The following is a 21,655-nucleotide window of genomic DNA, read 5'->3' as shown; positions in this document are numbered from 1 at the left end:
GGGGGCGTCACCGTCCTTCCAGCCCGGCGTGTGCCTTCTCGAACTCCCAGATCTCCTCGAATCCCATCGCCTTTGAGAAGTTCATGAAGTCGGCGAGCGGCGCGGTCACCTGTGTCGAAGCCCCGGTCGACTTCAGGGTGCCATAGACCGACTCCAGTGCAGCACCCACCGCCAGGAAGCCGGCGGCCGGGTATATCGCCATCTGGTAGCCGAGCCCGACGTACTCCTCGGCGCTGAGCACCGGCGTCTTGCCGCCTTCCACCACATTGACTAGCAGCGGCAGGTCGAACGCCTTGCCGATCCGTTCCATCTCCTCGACGGATTCCGGCGATTCCACGAACAGGATGTCGGCGCCGGCCTTGGCGAACGCTTCGGCGCGGCGCAGGGCTTCATCCAGGCCGTGGGCGGTCCGGGCGTCGGTGCGGGCCACGATCAGGAAGTCGCGGCTGTCCCGGGCTTCGGACGCCACCTTGATCTTGGCGGCGGCCTGTTCGATCGGGATGACGCGACGGCCGGGGGTGTGGCCGCACTTCTTCGGGAATTCCTGATCTTCCAGCTGGATCGCCGCCGCGCCGGCCCGCTCGTAACCGCGTACGGTGTGTTCGACGTTCAGCAATCCGCCGTAGCCGGTATCGCCATCCGCCACCATCGGCGTGGTTGCCAAGCTGGCGAACACCCGCACCCGGTCGACCATGTCGCGGTACGATGCAAGGCCGGCATCCGGCAGGCCCAGATGCGAGGCGACGGTGCCGTAGCCGGTCATGTACAGGCAGTCGAATCCCATCCGGTCGGCCAGCCGGACCGAGATGCCGTCGAACACTCCGGGGGCGGTCAGCAGCTTGCCGGGTTTCAGTTTGTCGCGCAGGGATGCCATGGGGTTCCTCCCGGATCGGGCCATTGGTCGCTGACGCGACTTTGGCACGGAGACGGCAAGGGTGCGAAGGGCGATGGTCCGACCCCCACGACGTCACTCCATGGCGCGATCGGCCCCGGGTCAGTTCGGCGGAGAAGGTTCGGGTGCTGAAGGATCAAAAATCCGTGCAGCGACCCTTGTGTTCCCAGTCGCCGAAGCGGGTCGGTTCGGGCCCGGTGTAGCCGCCGCGCTCCGGCGGCAGCTCCTGCGCGGCCGCGCTAGGATCGAGCTTGGGTGGCACCTCGACCGGCTTGGCGGATTCCGGTGCAGGCGGCTCGGCCGCCTTCGACTGAGGAGTGCGGATATCTCGGAACAGGCCGGGTTGCTTGCTCATGACATCAGGATATAGGCGCGCGGCCGGGCCGGCGCCAGCCTTGAAGCGGCGCACGGCACGGGCCACTTCTGCAGCGGTCCCATCGCATCTTGGAAACGGAGAGATGAACACCTTCCGCACCGGATTGCTGCTCGCGGCGCTGACTGCGCTGTTCCTGGTCGCCGGCTACGCCATGGGCGGCGAGGGCGGCATGGCGATCGCGCTGATCGTCGCGGTCGGCATGAACTTCTTCGCGTACTGGAACGCCGACTCGATCGTGCTGCGCATGCACGGGGCACGGGAGATCGGGCGCGCCGACCTGCCGTGGTTCCACGACATGATCGGGCAGCTTGCCGAGCGTGCGGACCTGCCGATGCCGCGGGTCTACATCATCGAGCAGGAACAGCCGAACGCGTTCGCCACCGGCCGAAACCCTGAGAACGCCGCCGTCGCGGCGACGACCGGCCTGCTGCGGCAGTTGAACCACGAGGAAGTCGCCGGGGTGATGGCGCACGAACTGGCGCACGTGAAGAACCGCGACACCCTGATCATGACGATCACCGCGACCCTGGCCGGCGCGCTGTCCATGCTGGCGAACTTCGCGATGTTCTCCGCCATGTTCGGCGGATCAAGCGACCGCAACAGTCCGCTGGGCGGGATCGGTGTGCTGCTGATGGCGATTCTGGCGCCGTTGGCCGCGACCATCGTTCAGCTCGCGATCAGCCGCAATCGGGAATACGGTGCCGATGCTCTGGGCGCCGAGATCTGCGGCCGCCCGCTGTGGCTGGCATCGGCGCTGGAGCGTCTGGACAACTCCGCCCGTCGCATCGACAACCATGTCGCCGAGGCCAACCCGGCGACCGCCCATCTGTTCATCGTGAACCCCCTGCACGTCCGATCGATCGACTCGCTGTTCTCCACCCACCCGCCGATGCACGAACGGGTGGCGCGCCTGCGCGCGATGGCGAATGCACCCGCTCAGGGGCGCGGTCCCTGGGGTTGAACAAGGGGGCTTGAGGGGTTCGGCTATGCGTGCTCAAACGGCGCCCATGGCCGATACTCGCACCGCATCCGACAACAAGGTCTCCGCCTCGCGCAGCGTCGCGTTCGACCTGTTCCGTGCCGTTCTGGCAAAGCGCACCCCGCTCGACGAGGCGCTGGCGGCTCACGACGGGCTGGCCAAGCTGCCCGAGCGCGACCGCGGGTTTGCGCGTCTGCTGGTGGCGACTACTTTGCGACGTCTGGGACATGTGGACCGGCTGGTCGATGCCTGCATCGACAAGCCGTTGCCGACCAAGGCGGCGGTGGTGCGCGATATCCTGCGGCTGGCGGCCAGCGAATTACTGATTCTCGGCGTGGCGCCGCACGCGGCGGTCGACAGCGCGGTCAACACGGTCCGCTCTCGCGGCCATGAGCCGTTTGTGAAGCTGACCAACGCCGTGCTGCGCCGCCTGGACCGCGAGGGTCGGGGCGAGATCCTGAAGCTGTCGGCGCTGGACGCGCTGCCGGACTGGCTGGCCGAGGGCTGGCGCGCCGCCTATGGCGAGGCAACCGCCGAAGCGATCGCCGCCGCCGGGTTCGTCGAGCCGCCGCTCGACATCTCGGTTAAGGACGATCCGGAGGGCTGGGCCAAGAAGCTGGGCGCCACACTGCTGCCGAACGGCACGCTGCGGCGCGCCTTCGACGGCCGGATCGAGGCGCTGCCAGGCTTCTCGGAGGGCGCCTGGTGGGTGCAGGACATGGCGGCGTCGCTGCCGGTCCGGTTGCTGGGGCCGGTGGCCGGTCGGCGGGTTGTCGATCTGTGTGCCGCCCCCGGTGGCAAGACGGCCCAGCTGGCCGCGGCCGGCGCGCAGGTCCTGGCGGTCGACCGTTCCAAGCCGCGCCTGCAGCGTCTGGAACGCAACTTGGCCCGCCTGGGCTTGGCTGCCTCGACCCGGGTCGCCGACGCCACCGAGATGAAGCTGGAGAATCCGGTCGACGCAATTCTGCTGGACGCACCATGCTCGGCCACCGGCACGATCCGCCGGCACCCCGACATTCCGTGGCTGAAGCACGCCAATGACGCTGACTCGCTGGCCGGCTTGCAGGACCGACTGATCGCCAATGCGGTGCGCATGCTGGCGCCCGGCGGCACATTGGTGTTCTGCACCTGCTCGCTGGAGCCGATCGAAGGGCCGGAGCGGGTGGCGGCAGCCTTGGCGGCAAATCCCGAGTTGAAACGCGTGCCGATTCGCGCCGACGAGATTGGCGGCCTTGCCGAGTTGATCACCGAGGATGGCGACTTGCGCAGCCGTCCGGATCAACTTGCGAACCGTGGCGGCATTGACGGGTTCTACGCTTGCCGCTTGGTTCGCGCCTGAGGGCACGGCGGGCGGCGCTTGATGCCACCGATGCAACCTGATAACGACCGGCCATGCCCCGCGACATCCTGATCGCCCCATCCATCCTGTCCGCCGACTTTGCACGGCTGGGTGAAGAAGTCCGTGCCGTCAGCGAAGCTGGCGCCGACTGGATCCATATCGACGTGATGGACGGCCACTTCGTGCCGAACCTCACGATAGGCCCGGCCGTGGTGAAAGCACTTCGACCGCACACCGACCGCACGTTCGATGTTCACCTGATGATCTCGCCGGTCGACGCGTTCGTGCCGGCATTCGTCGAGGCTGGAGCGGAAATCGTGACGGTGCATCCGGAGGCCGGCGCCCACGTTCACCGGACGCTGCAGCTGGTGCGTTCGCTGGGCGCCAAGGCCGGGATCGCGCTCAACCCGGGCACTCCGGTTGAGGCACTGGACAACGTGTTGGACCTGGTGGACCTGATCCTGGTCATGACCGTCAATCCCGGCTTCGGCGGGCAGGCGTTCATCGAGAGCCAGCTGTCGAAGATCGCCGGCGCGCGCGCCCGCATCGATGCCACCGGTCGCGACATCCGTCTTCAGGTCGACGGCGGCGTCACCGCGACAACGGCACCACGGGTGGTGGCGGCGGGGGCGGACGTGCTGGTCGCCGGCACCGCGACCTTCCAAGGCGGGCCGGCCGAGTATGCCGCGAACATTGCGCGGCTGAAGGCCCTGGCGTGAGCGGGGAAGGAGGCCTGGGCCAGCGGCTCCGCGAGGCCTGGTACGCTTCCCCGATCCACGACTGGCGGCTTGATGGCGAGACGCCTGTGGGCCTGTCGGTCTCTCTCACCGATCCGTGGCCGGGCGATGCCGAGGCCGGGCGGGAGATCCTGGAAGGGGCCTTTCCGATCGACGGCCAACTCGTTCACGTCGGCGCCGACCCATGGCAGGCCGTGGGCGTCACCGAGGACGCCATTGCGATCCTGCATCGCTTCGACTGGCTGCGGGACTTGCGCGATCTCAGCGGCGACGCCGCGCGTCGCCGGGCTCGCGACCTCATCGAAGGCTGGATCGAGCATTTCGAGCGCTGGGATCGTCTGGCGTGGCGGCTCGACATTCTGGCCAGCCGGCTGTCGTCCTGGGTCGGGACGTTCGGCTTCTTCGGAGAATCGGCCGACGAGGGTTTCCGCGACGTGGTGCTGGCCAGCATGGCTCGGCAGCACCGCCATCTGATTGGTGCCTTGTCCGGTGGCCCCGACGGCGTTGCCCGCATCGAGATGCTGCGGGGCGCAATTGCGGTTGCTGTCGCCCTCGGCCAGAACGGTGATCGCCTGCAGGCCCTGGTCGACCGGCTGGATGCCGCGTTGCGCGAGCAGATCTTGCCCGATGGCGGTCATCGGTCGCGGTCGCCGCGCGCCCAGATGACGGTCCTGGCCTGCTTGGTCGATACCCGTGCCGCGCTGCGTGCCGCCGGCCGGGAGTCGACGGGCGTGCTGGATGATGCCATCGCTCGGATGACCGGCGTGCTGCGGATGCTGCGGCATGGCGACGGTGGGTTGGCGCTGTTCAATGGCGGTACCGAAGGCGCGGTGTGGCGGCTCGACTCGCTGCTGGCCCGTACCGAAACCAAGGTCCGGGCCTTGGGATCCGCCTCGGACACCGGGTTCGAGCGGCTGGCGGCCGGCCGGGCGGTTGTCATCTTCGACACCGGTGTGCCGAGCGAGGAGGAAGGGACCGCGCACGCAGGCACACTGTCCTTCGAGGTATCGGCGGGCAAGGAGCGCCTCATCGTCAATTGCGGAGCGGCACCGGCGGATCCTCGATGGGAGGCGGTGCTGCGGGCCACCGCTGCGCATTCGACTCTGGTGGTCGACGACACCAATTCCAGCGAGATCGATGAGAACGGGACCGTCGGCCGATGTCCGACCCGGGTACGCCTGGAGCGTTGGGAAGCCGATGGCGCGGTCTGGGTAGAGGCCGAGCACGACGGGTACGCCGAGAGCCATGGCCTGACCCATCGGCGGCGCCTGTATTTGGCGGCCGGCGGCGATGACCTGCGGGGCGAGGACGTCCTGACCTACGCGGGCGGCCCGGGCGCCCGGCCATCGGAGGCGGTCATCCGGTTTCACCTGCACCCAAGGGTCTCGGCGTCGATCGTGCAAAGCGGGGCGGCGGCCCTGTTGCGGACGGCGTCCGGTGCCGGCTGGCGGCTGCGCTCCGCCGGTGGCGCACTGCAGTTGCAGGACAGCGTCTATTTCGGTGACCGCGGCACGCTGCAGCGCTGCCAGCAGCTGGTGCTGTCGACGCCGGTGGCGTCGGTGCGCGAAGACGGAGCGCTTACCATCAAATGGGCGCTGCGTCGTGAGGACCGGCGCGCCGGCTGATGCGGTCCCGCCGGTCTCGGCTCGTCCCTTGACACCTATCTCGCGTCGATCCGCTCCGGTATAAGCGCCGGTATGGCTGAATCCACGGCGCTCATGGCTCCTGCCCTGGTTTTCGCGCTCGCGTGTGTCGGGACCCGCGTGCTGATTGGCGTGCTCACCCGGCGCGCGGTGCTCGATCGACCCAACGAGCGGTCAAGCCATGCGGTACCGGTGCCGCGCGGTGGCGGTATCGCGGTTGTCGCCGCGGTCGCCGTCGGCTGGGGTTGGATTGCCGCCGACCTGTCGATGACGGATCCGGTGCGCTGGCTGGCGCCGTTGGCTGCCGGTCTGGCGCTGGCGGGGATCTCGTTCGTCGATGATCTGCGAAATCTCGGCGCCGGCCTTCGGCTCGGCGTGCAGGCGGCGGCCGTGGCAGTCGGTCTGTGGGCGTTGGACGGCAGGGGAGCGCTCGCCGCCGTGGCACCGGCCTGGATCGACCTGCCGCTGACCGCGCTCGGCTGGCTCTGGTTTCTGAACCTGTACAATTTCATGGACGGCATCGACGGCATCACCGGCATCGAGACACTGTCGATCGGTGCCGGCCTGGCGGGCCTTGCGGCCCTGGGGCTGGCACCGGCTATGGCCGCCGGACCCGCGCTGGTACTGGCGGCAGGCGCCCTCGGATTCCTGGTCTGGAACTGGCACCCGGCGCGCATCTTCCTTGGCGACGTGGGAAGCGTGCCGCTCGGTTACCTGCTTGGTTTCCTGTTGGTCATTGTCGCCGGCCAGGGCGTGGTTGGGCTGGCGGCGGCCCTGGTCCTGCCGCTGGTGTATCTGGTGGACGCCTCGGTGACCCTCGCCCGGCGCGTGGCGCGCGGGGAGAGCCCGACCCAGGCGCACCGCGAGCATGTCTACCAGCGCGCTGTCATCGCTGGCGCCAGCCATTCGTCGGTCAGCATCCGGATTGCGGCAGCCAACGCATGCCTGATCGCCCTCGCCTGGTTCATGGCGCCGCTGGCTCCCGTTGCCGCGCTCGCACTCGGCGGCGGCGTGGTCTTCGCGTTGTTCCTGGCGCTTCGGCCGGCGCCGGTCCGCTCAACCGCGGGCCGCGCATGAAGGTCCTGGTCACCGGCGCCAACGGCTATATCGGCCGGGCTGCCCGTCTGACTCTGACCGATGCCGGCCACGAGGTGGTGTCGGCGGTCCGTTCGTTGGACCGGTTGCCTCCGGGCCGGCGTGCCGGTGCCGTCGCGGTTGGGCCGGTCGACGCGGCGACCGACTGGCGGGCGGCGCTCGAGGGGATCCAGGCCGTGCTGCATACCGTGGCGCCACCGCTCCTGGACAAGAACGAGGCGGCGCAGCGCAACGAGGCGAGCCAAGTGATCGTCGCCGGCACCGAACGGCTCCTGGACCAGTCGATTGCTGCCGGAGTGGAGCGCTTCGTCTACCTCAGCTCCCTGAAGGCGATGGGCGAGGAATCGGGCGTCCGTCCGCTGACCGAGTCGGACACGCCGGCCCCGCGGGGCGTGTACGCCGAAGCGAAGCTGACGGCCGAACGATGTGTTCTCGCGCGGACGCCCGGCGCGGTGGTGGTCCGCTCGCCGGCGGTCTACGGCCGTTCCAGTTCCGGCAATCTCCGGCAGATGATCGATTTCCTGCGTCATGCCCCGGCGATCCTGCCGCTCGGATACTCCGGCAACCGACGCTCGTTCATTCACCGCGCCAATCTGGTCTCGGCGCTGGTGCGTTGCATCGAGGCTCCGGAGGCTGCGGGCCGGACGTTCCTGGTGTCGGACGGTGATGCGCTGTCGACCGACGCCCTGGTGCGGCGGATGCTGCGGGCGCTCGGACGCCGGGCCTGGGTGCTGCCGGTGCCCGGTGTGTTTCTGTCGGCGCTAGCGGGTGCCCGCATGGGACCCGAATCGGCGCGGCGCCTGGTGCAGTCCTATGCGGTCGACGACCGGGCGATCCGCACCGGCCTCGGCTGGCAGCCGCCGCTGGATGGCGACCAGGCGATGGCCGACGCGGTGCTTGCCGGGCCGGATCCATGCCTCTAAGTCAGACGCTGGCCATGCTATCCTGCCACCGCAGCAACCGGAGGACCCGGCCTTGACCGGACGGGCGTTTCGCCGATCGGCCGCGATCTTCGGCCATGACGTCGCGATGGCGTCGGCCTCGTTTCTGCTGTCGCTGTATCTGCGGCTCGGCAACGGCATCTTTTCGTGGCCGCGCCAGGTGGTCGAGACCGGGCTGGTCGCCTTCACCCTGACCGCCGTCGCTGTGCTTCTGGTGATCCGGCTCGATACCGCGGTGTGGCGCTACACCTCGATCGGTGACCTCGCCCGCATCGTCCGGGCGGTGCTGCTGATGCTGGCCGGCTTCCTGGTGGTGCAGTTCGCGCTGACCCGGCTGGACGATTTCCCACGCTCTTTCCTGGTGATCGAGGCGTTCGTGCTGACCGCGATGCTGGCAACGCCGCGGTTTGCCTACCGGCTGCTGAAGGACGGCACGTTGTCGGCGCTGTTCGAGCGCAACGCCCAGGACCGAATCCCGGTGCTGCTGGTCGGGGCCGGCGACGGTTCCGAGCTGTTCATCCGCGAGATGGCGCGCGGCCAGGAAGCGCCCTACCGGGTGGTCGGCATCGTCGACGACCGCGACGCCCGCACCGGCCGGGAAATCCGCGGCGTACGGGTGCTCGGCGGGCTGGATGATCTGGCAGCGGTGGTCGACCGCTTGACCGGCCAGGGCCTGCGCCCGCAGCGCCTGGTGCTTACCCGTGCCCGCATGGACGGTGCGACCGTGCGCCGGGTGTTCGAGCAGGGCGACACGCTCGGCATTCCCGTCAGCCGGCTGCCGAGGGTCGGGGTGCTGGAGGCCGCCGACGGCGAGGCCGTCACCCTGCGGGCGATCAACGTCGAGGATGTGCTGGGCCGGCCGCAGGCGACGCTCGACCGCGGTTCGATGCGCGCGCTGGTCGCCGACCGTCGGGTGCTGGTCACCGGTGCCGGCGGCACCATCGGTTCCGAACTGGTGCGGCAGATCGCGGGTTTCGGCCCGTCAGCCCTGACCCTGGTCGACAGCTCGGAGTACGCACTCTACAGCATCGACCGCGAGCTGGAGGAGACGGTGCCGGCGCTCGATCGGCGCGCCTTGATCGGCGACGTGCGCGACCGGCCAAGGGTCGCCGAGGTCATGCGCGCCGCGGCACCGGAGATCGTGTTCCACGCCGCCGCCCTGAAGCACGTTCCGCTGATGGAAGCGAACGTCGACGATGCGGTGCTGACCAACGCGGTCGGCAGCCGGATCGTCGCCGACGCGGCGCGCGCCGCCGGGGTGCGGGCGGTGGTGCTGATCTCCACCGACAAGGCGGTCAACCCGACCAACGTCATGGGCGCCACCAAGCGGCTGGCCGAGGCGTACGCGCAGGCCTTGGATCTGGCCGAGGGCTCGGCTACCCGGTTCGTCACCACCCGGTTCGGCAACGTCCTGGGCTCGACCGGCTCGGTGGTGCCGCTGTTCCAGCGCCAGCTGGAGCGCGGTGGCCCGCTGACCGTCACCCATCCCGAGATGACCCGCTATTTCATGACGGTGCGCGAGGCGGTTGAGCTGGTCCTGCAGGCAGCGGCACTGGAGGTCGCCAGCGAGCGCGGGCGCGGCGGCATCACCGTGCTCGACATGGGCGAGCCGGTGAAGATCGTCGACCTCGCCCGCCAGATGATCCGGCTGGCCGGGCTGGTGCCGGACGAGGACGTGCGGATCACCTTCACCGGCCTGCGTCCCGGCGAGAAGCTGTACGAGGAACTGTTCCACGATTCCGAGGCGCTGGAGCCGACCGCGATCCCGGCGCTGCGCCGCGCCCGGCCGCGCACCACCGACCTGGCGCTGCTGGCCCGCGGCCTTGACGAGTTGGAAGCGGCCGCGCGATCCCGCGACACCGCGGCGACCCAGCGCACCCTTGCCCGTCTGGTCCCGGAATACGCCCCGGCAACCCCGCCGGCGGTTGCGCGCGCGACGGGAGACTGAGGGCTCCGGAGCGGCGGAGCGGGCGGCTGGATCCCGGGTCGCGCTTCGCTTGCCCGGGATGACGGCGGGTTAAGGGATAGCCGCCCGTTTTTTGTCGCCCAGAGGTGCCGCGCATCGCGCGGCCACGAAGGGCCGGTCGCGGCCGCCCCGGTGCTTCGGGGCTCGCTGCGCTCGCACCTCAGCACGATAGGGTTTGGCGGAGTTTGGGGACACATCGCGTCCCCATCACCACCGTCACCCCGGACCGGCCCGCCGGCGGCGGGTCGGAGCCGGGGGCCACCGGCCGCGCCCGGCGTTCGCCTCCGGCGCTTGCCTCTCGCGCCGCCCGGACGCAGATTGCCGGGGTTCATTCCCCGGGAGGACGGCCATGAAGGCGGTGGTGCTGCACGCGATCGAGGACCTGCGGGTCGAGCCGCGCGACGAGCGTCCGCTCGGCCCCGGCGAGGTCCGGGTACGGGTCGAGTCCGGCGGGATCTGCGGCTCCGACTTGCACTACTTCCACCACGCCCGCATGGGCGATTTCCCGGTGCGCGAGCCGTTCGTGCTCGGTCACGAGGCGGCCGGCACGGTGGCGGAGATTGGATCCGGCGTCACCACGGTGGCGGTCGGCGACCGGGTGGCGATCAACCCGAGCCATCCGTGCGGCGCCTGCGACTACTGCCGCTCCGACCGCGAGAACCTGTGCGCCGACATGGTGTTCCTCGGCTCGTCGCGGCGGTTTCCGCACGCCCAGGGGATCTTCGCCGAGACCTTCGCCACCCATGAGCGGCAATGCGTGAAGGTCGCCCCCGGCACGCCGTCGCGGGTGGCGGCGCTGGCCGAGCCGCTGTCGGTGGTGCTGCACGCCCTGTCCCACGCCGGGCCGCTGCTCGGCCGCCGGGTGCTGGTGACCGGCGCCGGGCCGATCGGCGCGCTGTCCCTGGCCGCCGCCCGCCACGCCGGTGCCGCGGCCGTCGAGATCACCGACGTCACCCCGGAGCCGCTGAAGGCCGCCGAGGCGCTGGGCGCCGACCGTACCCACAACGTGGCGGCCAATCCCGGCAGCGTCGCGGACCCGGCCCGGCCGCGCGGCCGGTTCGACGTGGCGGTCGAATGCTCCGGCCACCCGGCGGCACTCGCCACCTGTCTGCAGCAACTGGCCCCCGGCGGCACCCTGGTGCAGATCGGGGTCTACGCCGACGCCAGGGCGACGTTCCCGATGGACGTGGTGATGACGAAGGAACTGACCCTGAAGAGCTCATTCCGTTTCGCCCGTGAATTCCCGGTGGCAGTCGCGATGCTGGGCAGCGGCCGGCTGGCGCTCGACCCCGTGCTCAGCCACGAGTTCGCCATCGCCGACGCCATGGAGGCGTTCCGCACCGCGGCGGATCGGCGCAAGTCGATGAAGGTGCACCTGCGGTTCTGAGGTTGAACGGATGGGAAGCGCTGTCGCTACCGCCCCGCCGCCCGCCGCTGGAATTCCCCCGGCGTCACCTGGAACGCGGCTCGGAACGCCGCAACGAAGGCGCTGGTCCCGGCATACCCGGTCTCGAACGCCACGTCGGTGACCCGTCCTCCCGCCAGCAGGCGTTCGGCGGCGACGGTCAGGCCCAGGATGCGGCGCCAGTCGCGGTAGGACAGGCCGGTCTCGGCCTGGACCCGGCGGCGCAGGGTCCGGGCGGCCATGCCGAAGCGCTCGGCCCAGTCCTCCAGGCTGATCTCGGCTGACGGGTCGGCCAGCACGGCATCGGCGATCACCGCCAGGGCCGGGTCGGCCGGCTGCGGCAGCCGGATGCTGACCCCCGGTCCCGGCCGGACCAGGGCGAGCGCGGCGCCGGCGACCGTCGACCACGCCTTGTCCAGCCGGTCGCTGTCATAGGTCTCAGCCAGCCAGGTCACCATGTCGGCCAATGGGGTGCCCTGCTCCACCGCGGTCGGCGCGGTCGGCAGGGATTCGGCGCTGTCCGGTCGGACGTACAGGCTGCGCATCAGCCGCTGCTCGGGCGCGAGGCTGCGGTGCGGTGTTTCGGCCGGCAGCCACAGCACGCTGCCGCGCGGCACCAGCCAGACCTTGTCCAGGGTCTCGACCCGCATCACCCGCGCCAGGGTCAGCGCCAGTTGCCCGCGGCTGTGGCGGTGCCACAACACGCTGGCGCCCGGCGCGAAGCTGGCGGCGTGGCCGATGATCGCCACATCGGCCTCAACATGGCCGCTGACCGGGTCGCGTCCCGCTGCGGTCTGCTTCTTGTTGTCCTGTCCGCTCGGCGACATTCGCTGTCCGCTGGTCCGGTATCGGTTGCTTCCCACTCGGGGTAGTTTAGCAGGCGATGGGAGGAATGAGACCATGAGCGCCAACCGCGCCGCCACTGCCCGTATCGGCGATTCCGCGCTGGCCGCGCGGCTGCGCCGCGAGCTCGAGGGCGACGTGCTGTTCGACGCCTTCAACCGCGGCCGCTACGCCACGGACGCTTCGATCTACCAGGTCGAGCCGATCGGCGTGGTGATCCCGCGCACCGAGCAGGACTTGCGCATCGCCGTGCAGATCGCCGCCGAGGAGGGCGTGCCCCTGCTGCCGCGCGGCGGCGGCACCTCGCAGTGCGGCCAGACCGTCAACCATGCCCTGGTGCTGGACTGCACCAAGCACCTGCGCGACGTGATTGACTACGACGCAGAGACCGAGGAAGTCACGGTCCAGCCCGGCATCGTGCTCGACCACCTGAACGCCTGGCTGAAGCCGAAGGGACGGCTGTTCCCGGTCGACGTGTCGACCGCGTCGCGGGCCACCATCGGCGGCATGACCGCCAACAACTCATGCGGCGGGCGGTCGATCCACTACGGCATCATGGTCGACAACGTCGAGGCGATCGACGCCATCCTGATGGACGGCACCGAGGCGCGGTTCGGTCACGTGCCGGGCAATCTCGGCGAACTGGTCGGACCGGAGCGGTACCGCGACCTGGTGCAGACGGTGCGTGCCATCGCCGAGCGCGAGGCTGACGAGATCGACGGCCGGATCCCCAAGCTGATGCGCAAGGTCGGCGGCTACAATCTGGACCGGGTGGTGCAGCGCGACGGCCGCGGCGGCCACAACATGGCCTCTCTGCTGGTTGGCTCGGAAGGCACCCTGGCGCTGTCGCGGCGCATCCGACTGAAGACCCACGCCATCCCGAAGCACCGGGTCATGGGGGTCTGTCATTTTCCGACGTTCCGGGAGGCGATGGATTCGACCCGCCACCTGGTCACCCTGAAGCCCTACGCGGTCGAGCTGATCGACCGCACGATGATGGATCTGGCGCGCCAGATCGCGATGTTCCGGCCGATCGTCGACCGCTTCGTGAAGGGCGAGCCGCAGGCCCTGCTGGTCGTCGAGTTCGCCGGTGAGGAGTGCGATCCGCTGCTGAAGCGCCTCGAAGACCTGGACGCCATGATGGGCGACCTGGGCTTCGCGGATTCGGTGGTCCGGGCCGAGGACCCGGCATTCCAGGCGCAAATCACCGAGGTCCGCAGCTCCGGCCTGAACATCATGATGTCGATGAAGGGCGACGGCAAACCGGTGTCGTTCATCGAGGACTGCGCGGTGCCGCTGGAGGATCTGGCCGACTACACCGACCGCCTGACCGAGGTGTTCCACAAGCACGGCACCAACGGCACCTGGTACGCCCACGCCAGCGTCGGCACCCTGCACGTCCGCCCGGTCCTGAACATGAAGGACGGAACCGACGTCAAGAAAATGCGGGCGATCGCCGAGGAGGCGTTCGCCATGGTGCGGGAGTACAAGGGTTCGCATTCCGGCGAGCACGGTGACGGCATCGTGCGCTCGGAGTTCCACCGCCAAATGTTTGGCGACCGGGTGGTCGACGCGTTCGGCGAGGTCAAGCGCGCCTTCGACCCGCAGGGGCTGATGAACCCCGGCCGGATCGTCGATCCGCCGAAAATGGACGACCGCTCGCTGTTCCGCTACCCGCCGGACTACAAGCCGGTGAACCCGGCGACCCGGTTCGACTGGTCGGCCTGGGGCGGACTCTCCGGCGCGGTCGAGATGTGCAACAACAACGGCACCTGCCGCAAACGGGATCCCGGCGTGATGTGCCCGAGCTTCCGGGCCACCGGCGACGAGGAGCACGTCACCCGCGGCCGGGCCAACACGCTGCGGCTGGCGCTGAGCGGCCAGCTCGGCCCCGATGGCCTGACCGACCCGGCGATGAAGTCGGCACTCGACCTGTGCGTCGGCTGCAAGGGCTGCCGGCGCGAGTGCCCGACCGGCGTCGACATGGCGAAGATGAAGACCGAGGTGCTGGGCCAGTATGTCCGGCGCCACGGCCTGTCGCTGAAGGACCGGATGATCGCTACCCTGCCGCGCTGGGCTGAGGCGGCGTCGCGCTTCCATTACCTCGCCAATCTGCGCGATGTCCTACCGGGCCTGCCGTGGCTGTCGGAGAAGCTGATGGGCTTCGCCCGGCAGCGCAGCCTGCCGGCATTCTCCGGCGATCCGTTCCGGGCGTCCGAAGTCCCGGAACGGCCGGTGACCGACGGCCGCGAGGTCGTGCTGTTCGCCGACACCTTCAACAGCTATTTCGAGCCTGAGAACCTGCGCGCCGCGGTGCGGGTGCTGGACGCCGCCGGGTACACGGTGCATGTGGTCGACCCGTCGCAGACCGGCGAGGGGCGGCGGTTGTGCTGCGGCCGGACCTACCTGGCGAGCGGGCTGATCGAGCAGGCCGAGGCCGAGATGCGCCGGCTGGTCGAGGCGCTGTCGCCCTATGCCGGGCGCGGGGTGCCGATCGTCGGGCTGGAGCCGTCCTGCCTGTTCACCCTGAACGACGAGTTGCCGTCGCTGCTGCGCGACGCCGCCGGGGCGGTGCCGGGCCAGGCCATGCTGTTCGAGAGCTTCCTGGCGCGCGAGGCGAAAGCCGGTCGGCTGGACGGCCTGGCGTTGAAGCCGATCGCAACCAAGGCGGCGGTGCACGGTCACTGCCACCAGAAGGCGTTCGACGCCATGGGCGACGTTACCGCCGCCCTGAAGCTGATACCGGGGCTCGAGGTCGAGGTGATCCAGTCGAGCTGCTGCGGCATGGCCGGGGCGTTCGGCTACGAGGCCGAGCACTACGACGTGTCGATGAAGATGGCCGAACTCAACCTGCTGCCGGCGGTCCGCAAGGCCGGGCCGGACACCCTGCTGGTCGCCGACGGCACCAGTTGCCGCCACCAGATCCACGACGGCGCCGGACGGACCGCGGAGCATGTCGCGGTCGTCCTGGCGCGGAGCCTCGGCTGATGCTGCCGCTCGCCGACCTCAGTTGTTCACGTCGCCGGCACGTAGGTCAGGTAGGAGAACATGCCGACCTCCATGTGGTAGAGGTTGTGGCAGTGATAGGCCCAGTTGCCGGGGTTGTTGGCATCGAACGCGATGACCATGTCGGACTGCGGCGGGACCACCACGGTATCGCGGACCGCGCCGGCCAGAGGCTTGCCACCGATCTCGATCACCTGGAACACGTGGCCGTGCAGGTGCATCGGGTGCGACATGCCGGTTTGGTTGCGGATCCGGACGGCGGTGCGGTCTCCGGTGCGGACCACCAGCGGCTTGTTGTTGGGGTAGACCCCGCCGTGCATCATCCAGATGTATTTCGCCATGTCGCCGGACAGCAGCGAGTCGAGTTCCGCCGCGATCGGCCTCTCCGGCAGCGGTTTGACGGCGCGCAGCCGCGCCTCCAGTTCCACACCGATGGCGCCGGCCTTGGCGTCGGCGTTGTCGGACAGCTTCGCGACCTCGGCACCGGGACCGGCGAGAATCAGGCCGGTCCGGGCGGTATCGCCCTCGCGTTGCGCAATGATCGGCAGGGCCTTGCCGCCGGGAACGTCGACCAGCAGGTCGATCCGCTGGGCGATGCCGACTGGGAAGATCACGTCGTCGATCGGGTGGACTGCTTCGCCGTCGACCGCAATCAGCCGGGCCGACTGCCCACCGGCCGAGATGAAGAAATTGGTCGATGCCGAGCCGTTGATGATGCGCAGACGGACCTTGCCGTTGCGTTCCACCGAGACGACCTGCGGATCGCGCAAAGTGCGGGAATTGGCCAGATAGGCGTCGAAGTCGACGTCGTTGAGGTCGGCCATGCCCTCCATTCCGGCCATGGCCGTGGTTGTTCCCGCTGCCGGGGTCGATCCGACCATCCCAGCCATGGTCGGTGCAGCGGTCGTTCCGGTTGCTGGAGCCATACCGGTCATGCCGGCCATTCCAGCCATCCCTGCCATTCCCTTCATACCAGGCTTGGCAGTGTCGGTTGCGCTGGTGCCTTGACCGGCCGCCGTGTCGGACTGTCCGGGCGCACGCAACGCCGCGACGATCGCTTCGGGGTCCTTGAACGTGAAGTCTTCCAGGAACAGTACGACTTCCTGAAGGTTGGACAGCGGGTCGTTCGGGTCTTCCAGGATCAGCGGCATTGCCAGGCCGAGTTGCTCCTGGAAGCCGACGTGGGAGTGCATCCAGTAGGTGCCGGCCTGGACCAGCGGGAAGTCGTAGTCGGCCGATCCGCCCGGCGGAATGGCGGGAGCGGAGATACCCGGCACGCCGTCCTGGGACGGCGGCAGGATCAGGCCGTGCCAATGGATCAGGGTTTCGGTGTCGAGCTTGTTGGTGAGCTTGAACCTGAAGTAATCGCCGCGCTTCACGCGCAACCCCTCGGGGCCGTCCGGGCCAACCACGGCCAGCCGTTTCACCAGCGTCCCGTTCACCTCGATCTCGCGGGTCGTGGCTACCAGTTGCTGCTGCGGCGCCAACGCGTGAGCGGCCGACGGCAGGCCCGCAATGGCGGCCGACGCCGCGACACCGGCCATCACGCTCCGGCGCGAAACACTGTTCTTGATCATGTTTCAATCCCCCAGCGGCCGCTCGCCTGTCGAGCGGAATGGCTGAACTACAGACCCCGACGCCCGACCGTAGATCGTCGACCGGCGGCTGCATCCAAAACGCGAACTGGCGGATACGGCCACTTCGCGAACCCCGTCGACCCCAAGGGTACCGGATTTCCATTGATGCGGCAAAAGCGGCCCGATCCGGCCGGCCTTGCGCATCACCCGTTTTGCAAGGAGTAGGAGACGTCATGAGCGGACATCGCGCCGGCCCGCATTTTCTGCAGATCCCCGGTCCCTCGAACGTGCCAGGACGCATCCTGCGCGCCATCGAGCGGCCGACCATCGATCATCGCGGCCCGACCTTCCAGGCCCTGGCCAAGGAAGTGCTGGCCAAGGTCAAGCCGGTGTTCAAGACCGAACACCCGGTGATCATCTTCCCGTCGTCCGGTACCGGGGCGTGGGAGGCGGCGCTGGTCAACACCCTGTCGCCGGGCGACACCGTGCTGATGTACGAGACCGGCCAGTTCTCCACCCTATGGGTGGAACTGGCGACGCGCATCGGCCTGAAGCCGGAAGTAATCACCGGAGACTGGCGCCGCGGGGTCGATCCCGCCGCGATCGAGGAACGGTTGAGCCGCGACAAGGAACACAAGATCAAGGCGGTCTGCGTGGTCCATAACGAGACCTCGACCGGCGCGACGTCGCGCATCGGCCTGGTGCGCAAGGCGATCGACGCCGCCAGGCACCCGGCGCTGTTCCTGGTCGACACCATCTCGGGCCTGGCCTCCGCCGACTATCGGCACGACGAGTGGGGCGTGGACGTCACCATCACCGGCTCCCAGAAGGGCCTGATGCTGCCGCCGGGCCTCGGCTTCAACGCGCTGTCGCCGAAGGCGATCGAGGCATCGAAGTCGGCCAAGCTGACCCGGTCGTACTGGGACTGGGGCTCGCAGCTCGGCCAGAACCCGTCCGGCAACTTCCCCTACACCCCCGCGACCAACCTGCTCTACGGCTTGCTGGAAGCCTGCGACATGCTGATGGACGAGGGTCTCGACAACGTGTTCGCCCGGCATGAAAGGCACGGCGAGGCGACCCGGCGCGCGGTGCGGGCCTGGGGGCTGGAGATCCAGTGCCAGGAGCCGAGCGTGTACTCCCCGGTGCTGACCGGCGTGGTGATGCCGGACGGCCACGACGCCGACGCGGTGCGCAAGGTGATCCTGGACAAGTTCGACATGTCGCTCGGGGCCGGACTCGGCAAGGTGAAGGGCACGATGTTCCGGATCGGTCATCTGGGCGACTTCAACGACCTGATGCTGATGGGCACCCTGGCCGGCTGCGAGATGGGCATGCGGATTGCCGGCGTGCCGATCAAGCCGGGCGGCGTCCAGGTGGCGATGGACTATCTGGCGGGCAACGCCTGACGGGCTGTCGCTCAGTCGACGATGAACAGCGTCGCACCGGTCGTGGTCACCGACCGGTGCGGCGCGTCGCCGTGATCGGAGACCTGGTAGCTCATGCCAGGAGTCAGGGTGAACCGCCGGCCGTCCTTCAACTCGCTCACCAACTCGCCCTCGACCACATAGAGGATGTGCCCGCGGTCGCACCAGTGATCGGCGAGGTAGCCGGGCGAGTAGATGACCTGCCGGATCCGGATGTCGCCCACGTTGAGCGTCCGCCATGTGGCCGTTCCGGTCTCGCCGGGATGCTCGGTCGGCTCGACACCGGACCAGTCGGTCACGGTGAACGGAAGGGCGGGGATCTTCACGACGTTCTCCTCCAGTTCAGGTATTGACGCGTCAGGGACCGGCGGTCCAGGTGACCGCCGCAATGAAACACGCGGTGCCGGCCAGGACGCCCAGCAACGGATTGCGACGGGTCAGCCACCACACGCCCAGTGTAACCGCAACGGCGGCAAGCCGGATGGCCAGTGACACGCCGCCGAGCGAGCCGGTCGGCAGGCCGACAAGCCGTACGACCAAGGCTGCCAGCAGGGCGTAGGAGGTGAGCGTGAACCAGCGCACCACCGCGCCCTCGGGATCGATGCGGTCGACCAGAATTGCCCCGAGCGCCCGCCACACGAAGGTGGCGGCCGCGGCGACAAGCACGACGGTGAGCGGCGCGTGCGGCAGATCGGTCATCCGGCGGGTTTCCGCAGCCGGTCGCCGAGCACGAAGGCCAGGGTTCCGCCAATGACGCTGGCCAGCACCAGCGAAGCTTCCGGAATCACCGAATGGATCGGCGCGCACAGCGCCGCGCCGAGCACCACCGCCAGCAGCGCCTGACGGTTGCGGGTCTCGATCAGCAGCACGGTGAACGATGCGGCGTTGAGGAACAGCAGACCGAGCGCCAGCGGCCGCGGCAGGCCGGCGGCGCCGAGGTAGCCGGCGATGGTGCCGAGCGCCCCGATCGACAGGCAGGTGAGCGCGAATACCGTGTGATAGGCCAGTCTCTGCCGGGGCTCGGAAGGCGCGCTGCCGCGCATCAGGAACGCCCAGCTGGTTGCCGACATCAACTGGGCCTGTGCAATTCTCCCCAACCGCCCTCCACGGGGTTTGCCGAGGGTCGGCAGCAGGGCGACCGCCATCGGGAAGAACCGCATGCTGGCAAGGGTTGCTGCGATGGCGATGGCGATGAGGTCGGCACCGGAGGTGTAGAGGTCGGCGGCAACCACCTGCGCCGGCAGAGCCCAGACAAGGAGCGATGCCAGCACCGCCTCCCACGACGCGAAGCCGATGTCATGGGCAAGCGCGCCGAAACCGGCCATCCCACCGCCGACCATCAGCAGCGGAACGCTGATGGCATCGCGGAATCCGCGAAATGCAGCGGATCGACTCTCGGATTTGGTCACGTCAGGCTCCGATAGGCGAAGGTTGTATGCAATCCGGGCATGGTAACGGTTGTGGTCTTGGTCCAGCATACGCAAAATGCTGCGTCCCGCCGACGCGGGCTATGCCGAGATGCGTGAGGGGGACCGCGACGCCATGGATGACAAGCGCCTGATCGAAGTCGAGGACCTGCGGGTCCACTTCCCGCTCGACGACCGCACGGTCAAAGCGGTGGACGGCGTGTCCTGGCACATCGACAAGGGCGAAACCCTGGCGGTGGTCGGCGAGTCCGGCTCGGGCAAGTCGGTGACGGCGATGGCCCTGATGCGACTGACCGACAACGCCGGAGGGCACATCCCGACGGGCAAGATCATGTTCCGCAAGCCCGAAGGCGGAGTCGTCGATATCGTCAAGCAGACGCCCGAGCAGATGCGCTCGATCCGCGGCAACGACATCTCGATGATCTTCCAGGAGCCGATGACGTCGCTGAACCCGGTGTTCACCGTCGGCTTCCAGATCGCCGAAGCGATCATGCTGCACCAGGGACTGTCCGAGGAGCAGGCGCTGAACAAGGCGCTGGAGATGCTGAAGCTGGTCCGCATTCCCGAACCGGAGAAGCAGCTTTCGCAGTATCCGCACCAGTTGTCCGGCGGCATGCGCCAGCGGGTGATGATCGCGATGGCGCTGTCGTGCCGGCCGAGCCTGCTGATCGCCGATGAACCGACCACCGCGCTCGACGTGACGATCCAGGCGCAGATCCTGGACCTCATCAAGCTGCTGCAGAACGAGATCGGCATGTCGGTGATGTTCATCACCCACGACATGGGCGTGGTGGCCGAGGTCGCCGACCGGGTCGTGGTCATGCTGCGCGGCGAGAAGGTCGAGGAGGGGCCGGCCGAACAGATCTTCCACAGCCCGCAGCATCCCTACACCAAGGCCCTGCTGGACGCGGTGCCGCGTCTTGGCTCGATGAAGGGCTTCAAGCTGCCGCGGAAGTTTGCCAACGTCGACGTCACCCGCTCCGAGGGCGACGTGGTCGTCGACCGCCAGGACCAACCCGAAACGGCCTTGGAGATCCGCGACACGGTGCGGCGCGACGCGGCCCCGCTGCTGACCGTCGATGGCCTGACGACCCGCTTCGACATCCGGACCGGGATGTTCGGCCGAGCCACCGGGCGCATTCACGCGGTGGAGAACATTTCGTTCAGCCTGCTGCCGGGCGAGACACTGGCGATGGTCGGCGAGTCCGGTTGCGGCAAATCGACGACCGGGCGCAGCATCATCCGCCTGGTCGAGCCGACCCGCGGATCGATCAAGTTCGAGGGCCAGCAGGTTATCGGTCTGTCGGCGAGCGAGATGCGGCCGCTGCGCCGCAACATGCAGATGATCTTCCAGGACCCGTTCGCGTCCCTGAACCCGCGAATGACGGCGGGCTCGGCGATCGCCGAGCCGATGCTGGTGCACGGTCTGGCGCGTGGCAAGGATGCGGAGGACCGGGTGATCGACCTGCTCCGCCGGGTCGGGCTGGACGAAGAGTACGCCAGCCGGTACCCGCACGAGTTCTCCGGCGGCCAACGCCAGCGGCTGTGCATTGCCCGCGCGCTCGGCCTGAATCCGAAGTTGATCATCGCCGACGAGGCCGTCTCGGCGCTCGACGTCTCGATCCAGGCACAGGTCGTCAACCTGATGATGGATCTGCAGGAGGAGTTCGGTCTCGCCTATCTGTTCATCAGCCACGACATGGCGGTGGTGGAACGGATCGCCCACCGGGTGGCGGTGATGTATCTCGGCGAGATCGTCGAGATCGGGCCGCGCCAGTCGGTGTTCGAGAACCCGCAGCATTCCTATACACGCAAACTCATGTCGGCGGTGCCGATCGCCGACCCCACCAAGCGCAAGACCGAGCTGCGGCTTATGACCGACGAAATTCCCAGCCCGTTGAAGCCGATCGGCTATGAGCCGCCGGCCCGCCACTATCGTGAAGTGGGTCCCGGACACTTCGTGCAGGAGATTGCTGCGGCAGCGGCCGCCTGAGCCAACAACGAC

At 68.8% G+C, this 21,655-nt stretch carries 18 protein-coding genes; 11 read left to right on the top strand and 7 right to left on the bottom strand.

Going from position 1 to position 21,655, the window contains the following annotated elements:
* Nucleotides 1-7: 7 nt before the first annotated feature.
* Together RIC54_RS15265 and RIC54_RS15260 are read right to left on the bottom strand one after the other, a co-directional pair.
* Nucleotides 8-874, bottom strand: a complete 867-nt coding sequence (locus RIC54_RS15265; protein WP_350098437.1) for an isocitrate lyase/PEP mutase family protein — start codon at nucleotides 872-874, stop codon at nucleotides 8-10.
* A gap of 154 nt (nucleotides 875-1,028) precedes the next feature.
* Complete coding sequence (locus RIC54_RS15260; protein WP_350151158.1) at nucleotides 1,029-1,247, bottom strand: DUF1674 domain-containing protein; 219 nt, start codon at nucleotides 1,245-1,247, stop codon at nucleotides 1,029-1,031.
* A gap of 103 nt (nucleotides 1,248-1,350) precedes the next feature.
* On the opposite strand from RIC54_RS15260, the gene htpX reads away from it, so the two are divergent.
* The 8 genes from htpX to RIC54_RS15220 all read left to right on the top strand — a co-directional run bounded on the left by htpX (nucleotide 1,351) and on the right by RIC54_RS15220 (nucleotide 11,355).
* Nucleotides 1,351-2,229 (top strand): zinc metalloprotease HtpX, encoded by an 879-nt coding sequence (gene htpX, locus RIC54_RS15255; protein WP_350098435.1) that lies wholly within the window; start codon nucleotides 1,351-1,353, stop codon nucleotides 2,227-2,229.
* Nucleotides 2,230-2,275: 46 nt separating this feature from the next.
* The gene (locus RIC54_RS15250) at nucleotides 2,276-3,586 is read left to right on the top strand and encodes an RsmB/NOP family class I SAM-dependent RNA methyltransferase (RefSeq protein WP_350098434.1); all 1,311 of its coding nucleotides are present in this window, start codon (nucleotides 2,276-2,278) and stop codon (nucleotides 3,584-3,586) included.
* 53 nt (nucleotides 3,587-3,639) lie between these two features.
* Entirely contained in the window at nucleotides 3,640-4,305 is a 666-nt protein-coding gene (gene rpe / locus RIC54_RS15245) for a ribulose-phosphate 3-epimerase (RefSeq protein ID WP_350098433.1), read from the top strand.
* Nucleotides 4,302-5,948 (top strand): heparinase II/III family protein, encoded by a 1,647-nt coding sequence (locus RIC54_RS15240; RefSeq protein ID WP_350098432.1) that lies wholly within the window; start codon nucleotides 4,302-4,304, stop codon nucleotides 5,946-5,948. Before rpe ends, RIC54_RS15240 begins: the two co-directional genes overlap by 4 nt.
* A gap of 72 nt (nucleotides 5,949-6,020) precedes the next feature.
* A complete protein-coding gene (locus RIC54_RS15235) occupies nucleotides 6,021-7,043 on the top strand; it encodes an MraY family glycosyltransferase (protein WP_350098431.1) in 1,023 nt (340 codons plus the stop codon).
* Entirely contained in the window at nucleotides 7,040-7,984 is a 945-nt protein-coding gene (locus RIC54_RS15230) for an NAD-dependent epimerase/dehydratase family protein (RefSeq protein WP_350098430.1), read from the top strand. Before RIC54_RS15235 ends, RIC54_RS15230 begins: the two co-directional genes overlap by 4 nt.
* A 52-nt stretch (nucleotides 7,985-8,036) precedes the next feature.
* The gene (locus tag RIC54_RS15225) at nucleotides 8,037-9,950 is read left to right on the top strand and encodes a polysaccharide biosynthesis protein (RefSeq protein WP_350098429.1); all 1,914 of its coding nucleotides are present in this window, start codon (nucleotides 8,037-8,039) and stop codon (nucleotides 9,948-9,950) included.
* A 367-nt stretch (nucleotides 9,951-10,317) separates the two neighbouring features.
* A complete protein-coding gene (locus RIC54_RS15220) occupies nucleotides 10,318-11,355 on the top strand; it encodes an L-idonate 5-dehydrogenase (RefSeq protein WP_350098428.1) in 1,038 nt (345 codons plus the stop codon).
* A gap of 26 nt (nucleotides 11,356-11,381) precedes the next feature.
* Here RIC54_RS15220 and RIC54_RS15215 read toward each other — a convergent pair whose 3' ends face one another.
* Complete coding sequence (locus RIC54_RS15215; RefSeq protein WP_350151155.1) at nucleotides 11,382-12,200, bottom strand: AraC family transcriptional regulator; 819 nt, start codon at nucleotides 12,198-12,200, stop codon at nucleotides 11,382-11,384.
* A 73-nt stretch (nucleotides 12,201-12,273) separates the two neighbouring features.
* Between RIC54_RS15215 and RIC54_RS15210 the strand changes: the two genes are divergently transcribed.
* The gene (locus RIC54_RS15210; RefSeq protein ID WP_350098426.1) at nucleotides 12,274-15,204 is read left to right on the top strand and encodes an FAD-binding and (Fe-S)-binding domain-containing protein; all 2,931 of its coding nucleotides are present in this window, start codon (nucleotides 12,274-12,276) and stop codon (nucleotides 15,202-15,204) included.
* Between the two features lie 26 nt (nucleotides 15,205-15,230).
* Here the strand turns inward: RIC54_RS15210 and RIC54_RS15205 are convergent, their stop codons facing one another.
* Nucleotides 15,231-16,799, bottom strand: a complete 1,569-nt coding sequence (locus RIC54_RS15205) for a multicopper oxidase family protein (protein ID WP_350098425.1) — start codon at nucleotides 16,797-16,799, stop codon at nucleotides 15,231-15,233.
* Between the two features lie 233 nt (nucleotides 16,800-17,032).
* Here RIC54_RS15205 and RIC54_RS15200 point away from each other — a divergent pair, with 233 nt between their 5' ends.
* Nucleotides 17,033-18,205: a pyridoxal-phosphate-dependent aminotransferase family protein gene (locus RIC54_RS15200; RefSeq protein ID WP_350151153.1), complete on the top strand. Its 1,173-nt coding sequence runs from the start codon at nucleotides 17,033-17,035 to the stop codon at nucleotides 18,203-18,205.
* Nucleotides 18,206-18,216: 11 nt separating this feature from the next.
* Here RIC54_RS15200 and RIC54_RS15195 read toward each other — a convergent pair whose 3' ends face one another.
* From RIC54_RS15195 to RIC54_RS15185, 3 genes are read right to left on the bottom strand one after another with little or no spacing between them, the layout of a single operon-like run.
* Nucleotides 18,217-18,549 (bottom strand): DHCW motif cupin fold protein, encoded by a 333-nt coding sequence (locus tag RIC54_RS15195; RefSeq protein WP_350098423.1) that lies wholly within the window; start codon nucleotides 18,547-18,549, stop codon nucleotides 18,217-18,219.
* Between the two features lie 31 nt (nucleotides 18,550-18,580).
* Complete coding sequence (locus RIC54_RS15190) at nucleotides 18,581-18,922, bottom strand: AzlD domain-containing protein (RefSeq protein ID WP_350098422.1); 342 nt, start codon at nucleotides 18,920-18,922, stop codon at nucleotides 18,581-18,583.
* Nucleotides 18,919-19,632, bottom strand: coding sequence for an AzlC family ABC transporter permease (locus tag RIC54_RS15185; protein ID WP_350098421.1), 714 nt, complete (start codon nucleotides 19,630-19,632; stop codon nucleotides 18,919-18,921). The genes RIC54_RS15190 and RIC54_RS15185 overlap by 4 nt, the downstream gene beginning before the upstream one ends.
* 76 nt (nucleotides 19,633-19,708) lie before the next feature.
* On the opposite strand from RIC54_RS15185, the gene RIC54_RS15180 reads away from it, so the two are divergent.
* A complete protein-coding gene (locus RIC54_RS15180) occupies nucleotides 19,709-21,643 on the top strand; it encodes an ABC transporter ATP-binding protein (RefSeq protein ID WP_350151151.1) in 1,935 nt (644 codons plus the stop codon).
* The last annotated feature ends 12 nt before the right edge of the window (nucleotides 21,644-21,655 follow it).

The organism is Thalassobaculum sp. (assembly GCF_040219215.1).
In the GTDB taxonomy this organism is placed as follows: domain Bacteria; phylum Pseudomonadota; class Alphaproteobacteria; order Thalassobaculales; family Thalassobaculaceae; genus Thalassobaculum_A.
The sequence above is the reverse complement of the archived record's forward strand: the minus strand, read 5'-3'. Positions and strand labels throughout refer to the sequence as shown.

Coding starts and splice junctions, on each gene's coding strand:
- RIC54_RS15230 (WP_350098430.1), top strand. CDS start 7,040: ATGAAGGTCCTGGTCACCGGCGCCAACGGCTATATCGGCCGGGCTGCC.
- RIC54_RS15210 (WP_350098426.1), top strand. CDS start 12,274: ATGAGCGCCAACCGCGCCGCCACTGCCCGTATCGGCGATTCCGCGCTG.
- rpe (WP_350098433.1), top strand. CDS start 3,640: ATGCCCCGCGACATCCTGATCGCCCCATCCATCCTGTCCGCCGACTTT.
- RIC54_RS15260 (WP_350151158.1), bottom strand. CDS start 1,247: ATGAGCAAGCAACCCGGCCTGTTCCGAGATATCCGCACTCCTCAGTCG.
- RIC54_RS15220 (WP_350098428.1), top strand. CDS start 10,318: ATGAAGGCGGTGGTGCTGCACGCGATCGAGGACCTGCGGGTCGAGCCG.
- RIC54_RS15205 (WP_350098425.1), bottom strand. CDS start 16,799: ATGATCAAGAACAGTGTTTCGCGCCGGAGCGTGATGGCCGGTGTCGCG.
- htpX (WP_350098435.1), top strand. CDS start 1,351: ATGAACACCTTCCGCACCGGATTGCTGCTCGCGGCGCTGACTGCGCTG.
- RIC54_RS15265 (WP_350098437.1), bottom strand. CDS start 874: ATGGCATCCCTGCGCGACAAACTGAAACCCGGCAAGCTGCTGACCGCC.
- RIC54_RS15190 (WP_350098422.1), bottom strand. CDS start 18,922: ATGACCGATCTGCCGCACGCGCCGCTCACCGTCGTGCTTGTCGCCGCG.
- RIC54_RS15235 (WP_350098431.1), top strand. CDS start 6,021: ATGGCTGAATCCACGGCGCTCATGGCTCCTGCCCTGGTTTTCGCGCTC.
- RIC54_RS15200 (WP_350151153.1), top strand. CDS start 17,033: ATGAGCGGACATCGCGCCGGCCCGCATTTTCTGCAGATCCCCGGTCCC.
- RIC54_RS15250 (WP_350098434.1), top strand. CDS start 2,276: ATGGCCGATACTCGCACCGCATCCGACAACAAGGTCTCCGCCTCGCGC.
- RIC54_RS15215 (WP_350151155.1), bottom strand. CDS start 12,200: ATGTCGCCGAGCGGACAGGACAACAAGAAGCAGACCGCAGCGGGACGC.
- RIC54_RS15180 (WP_350151151.1), top strand. CDS start 19,709: ATGCTGCGTCCCGCCGACGCGGGCTATGCCGAGATGCGTGAGGGGGAC.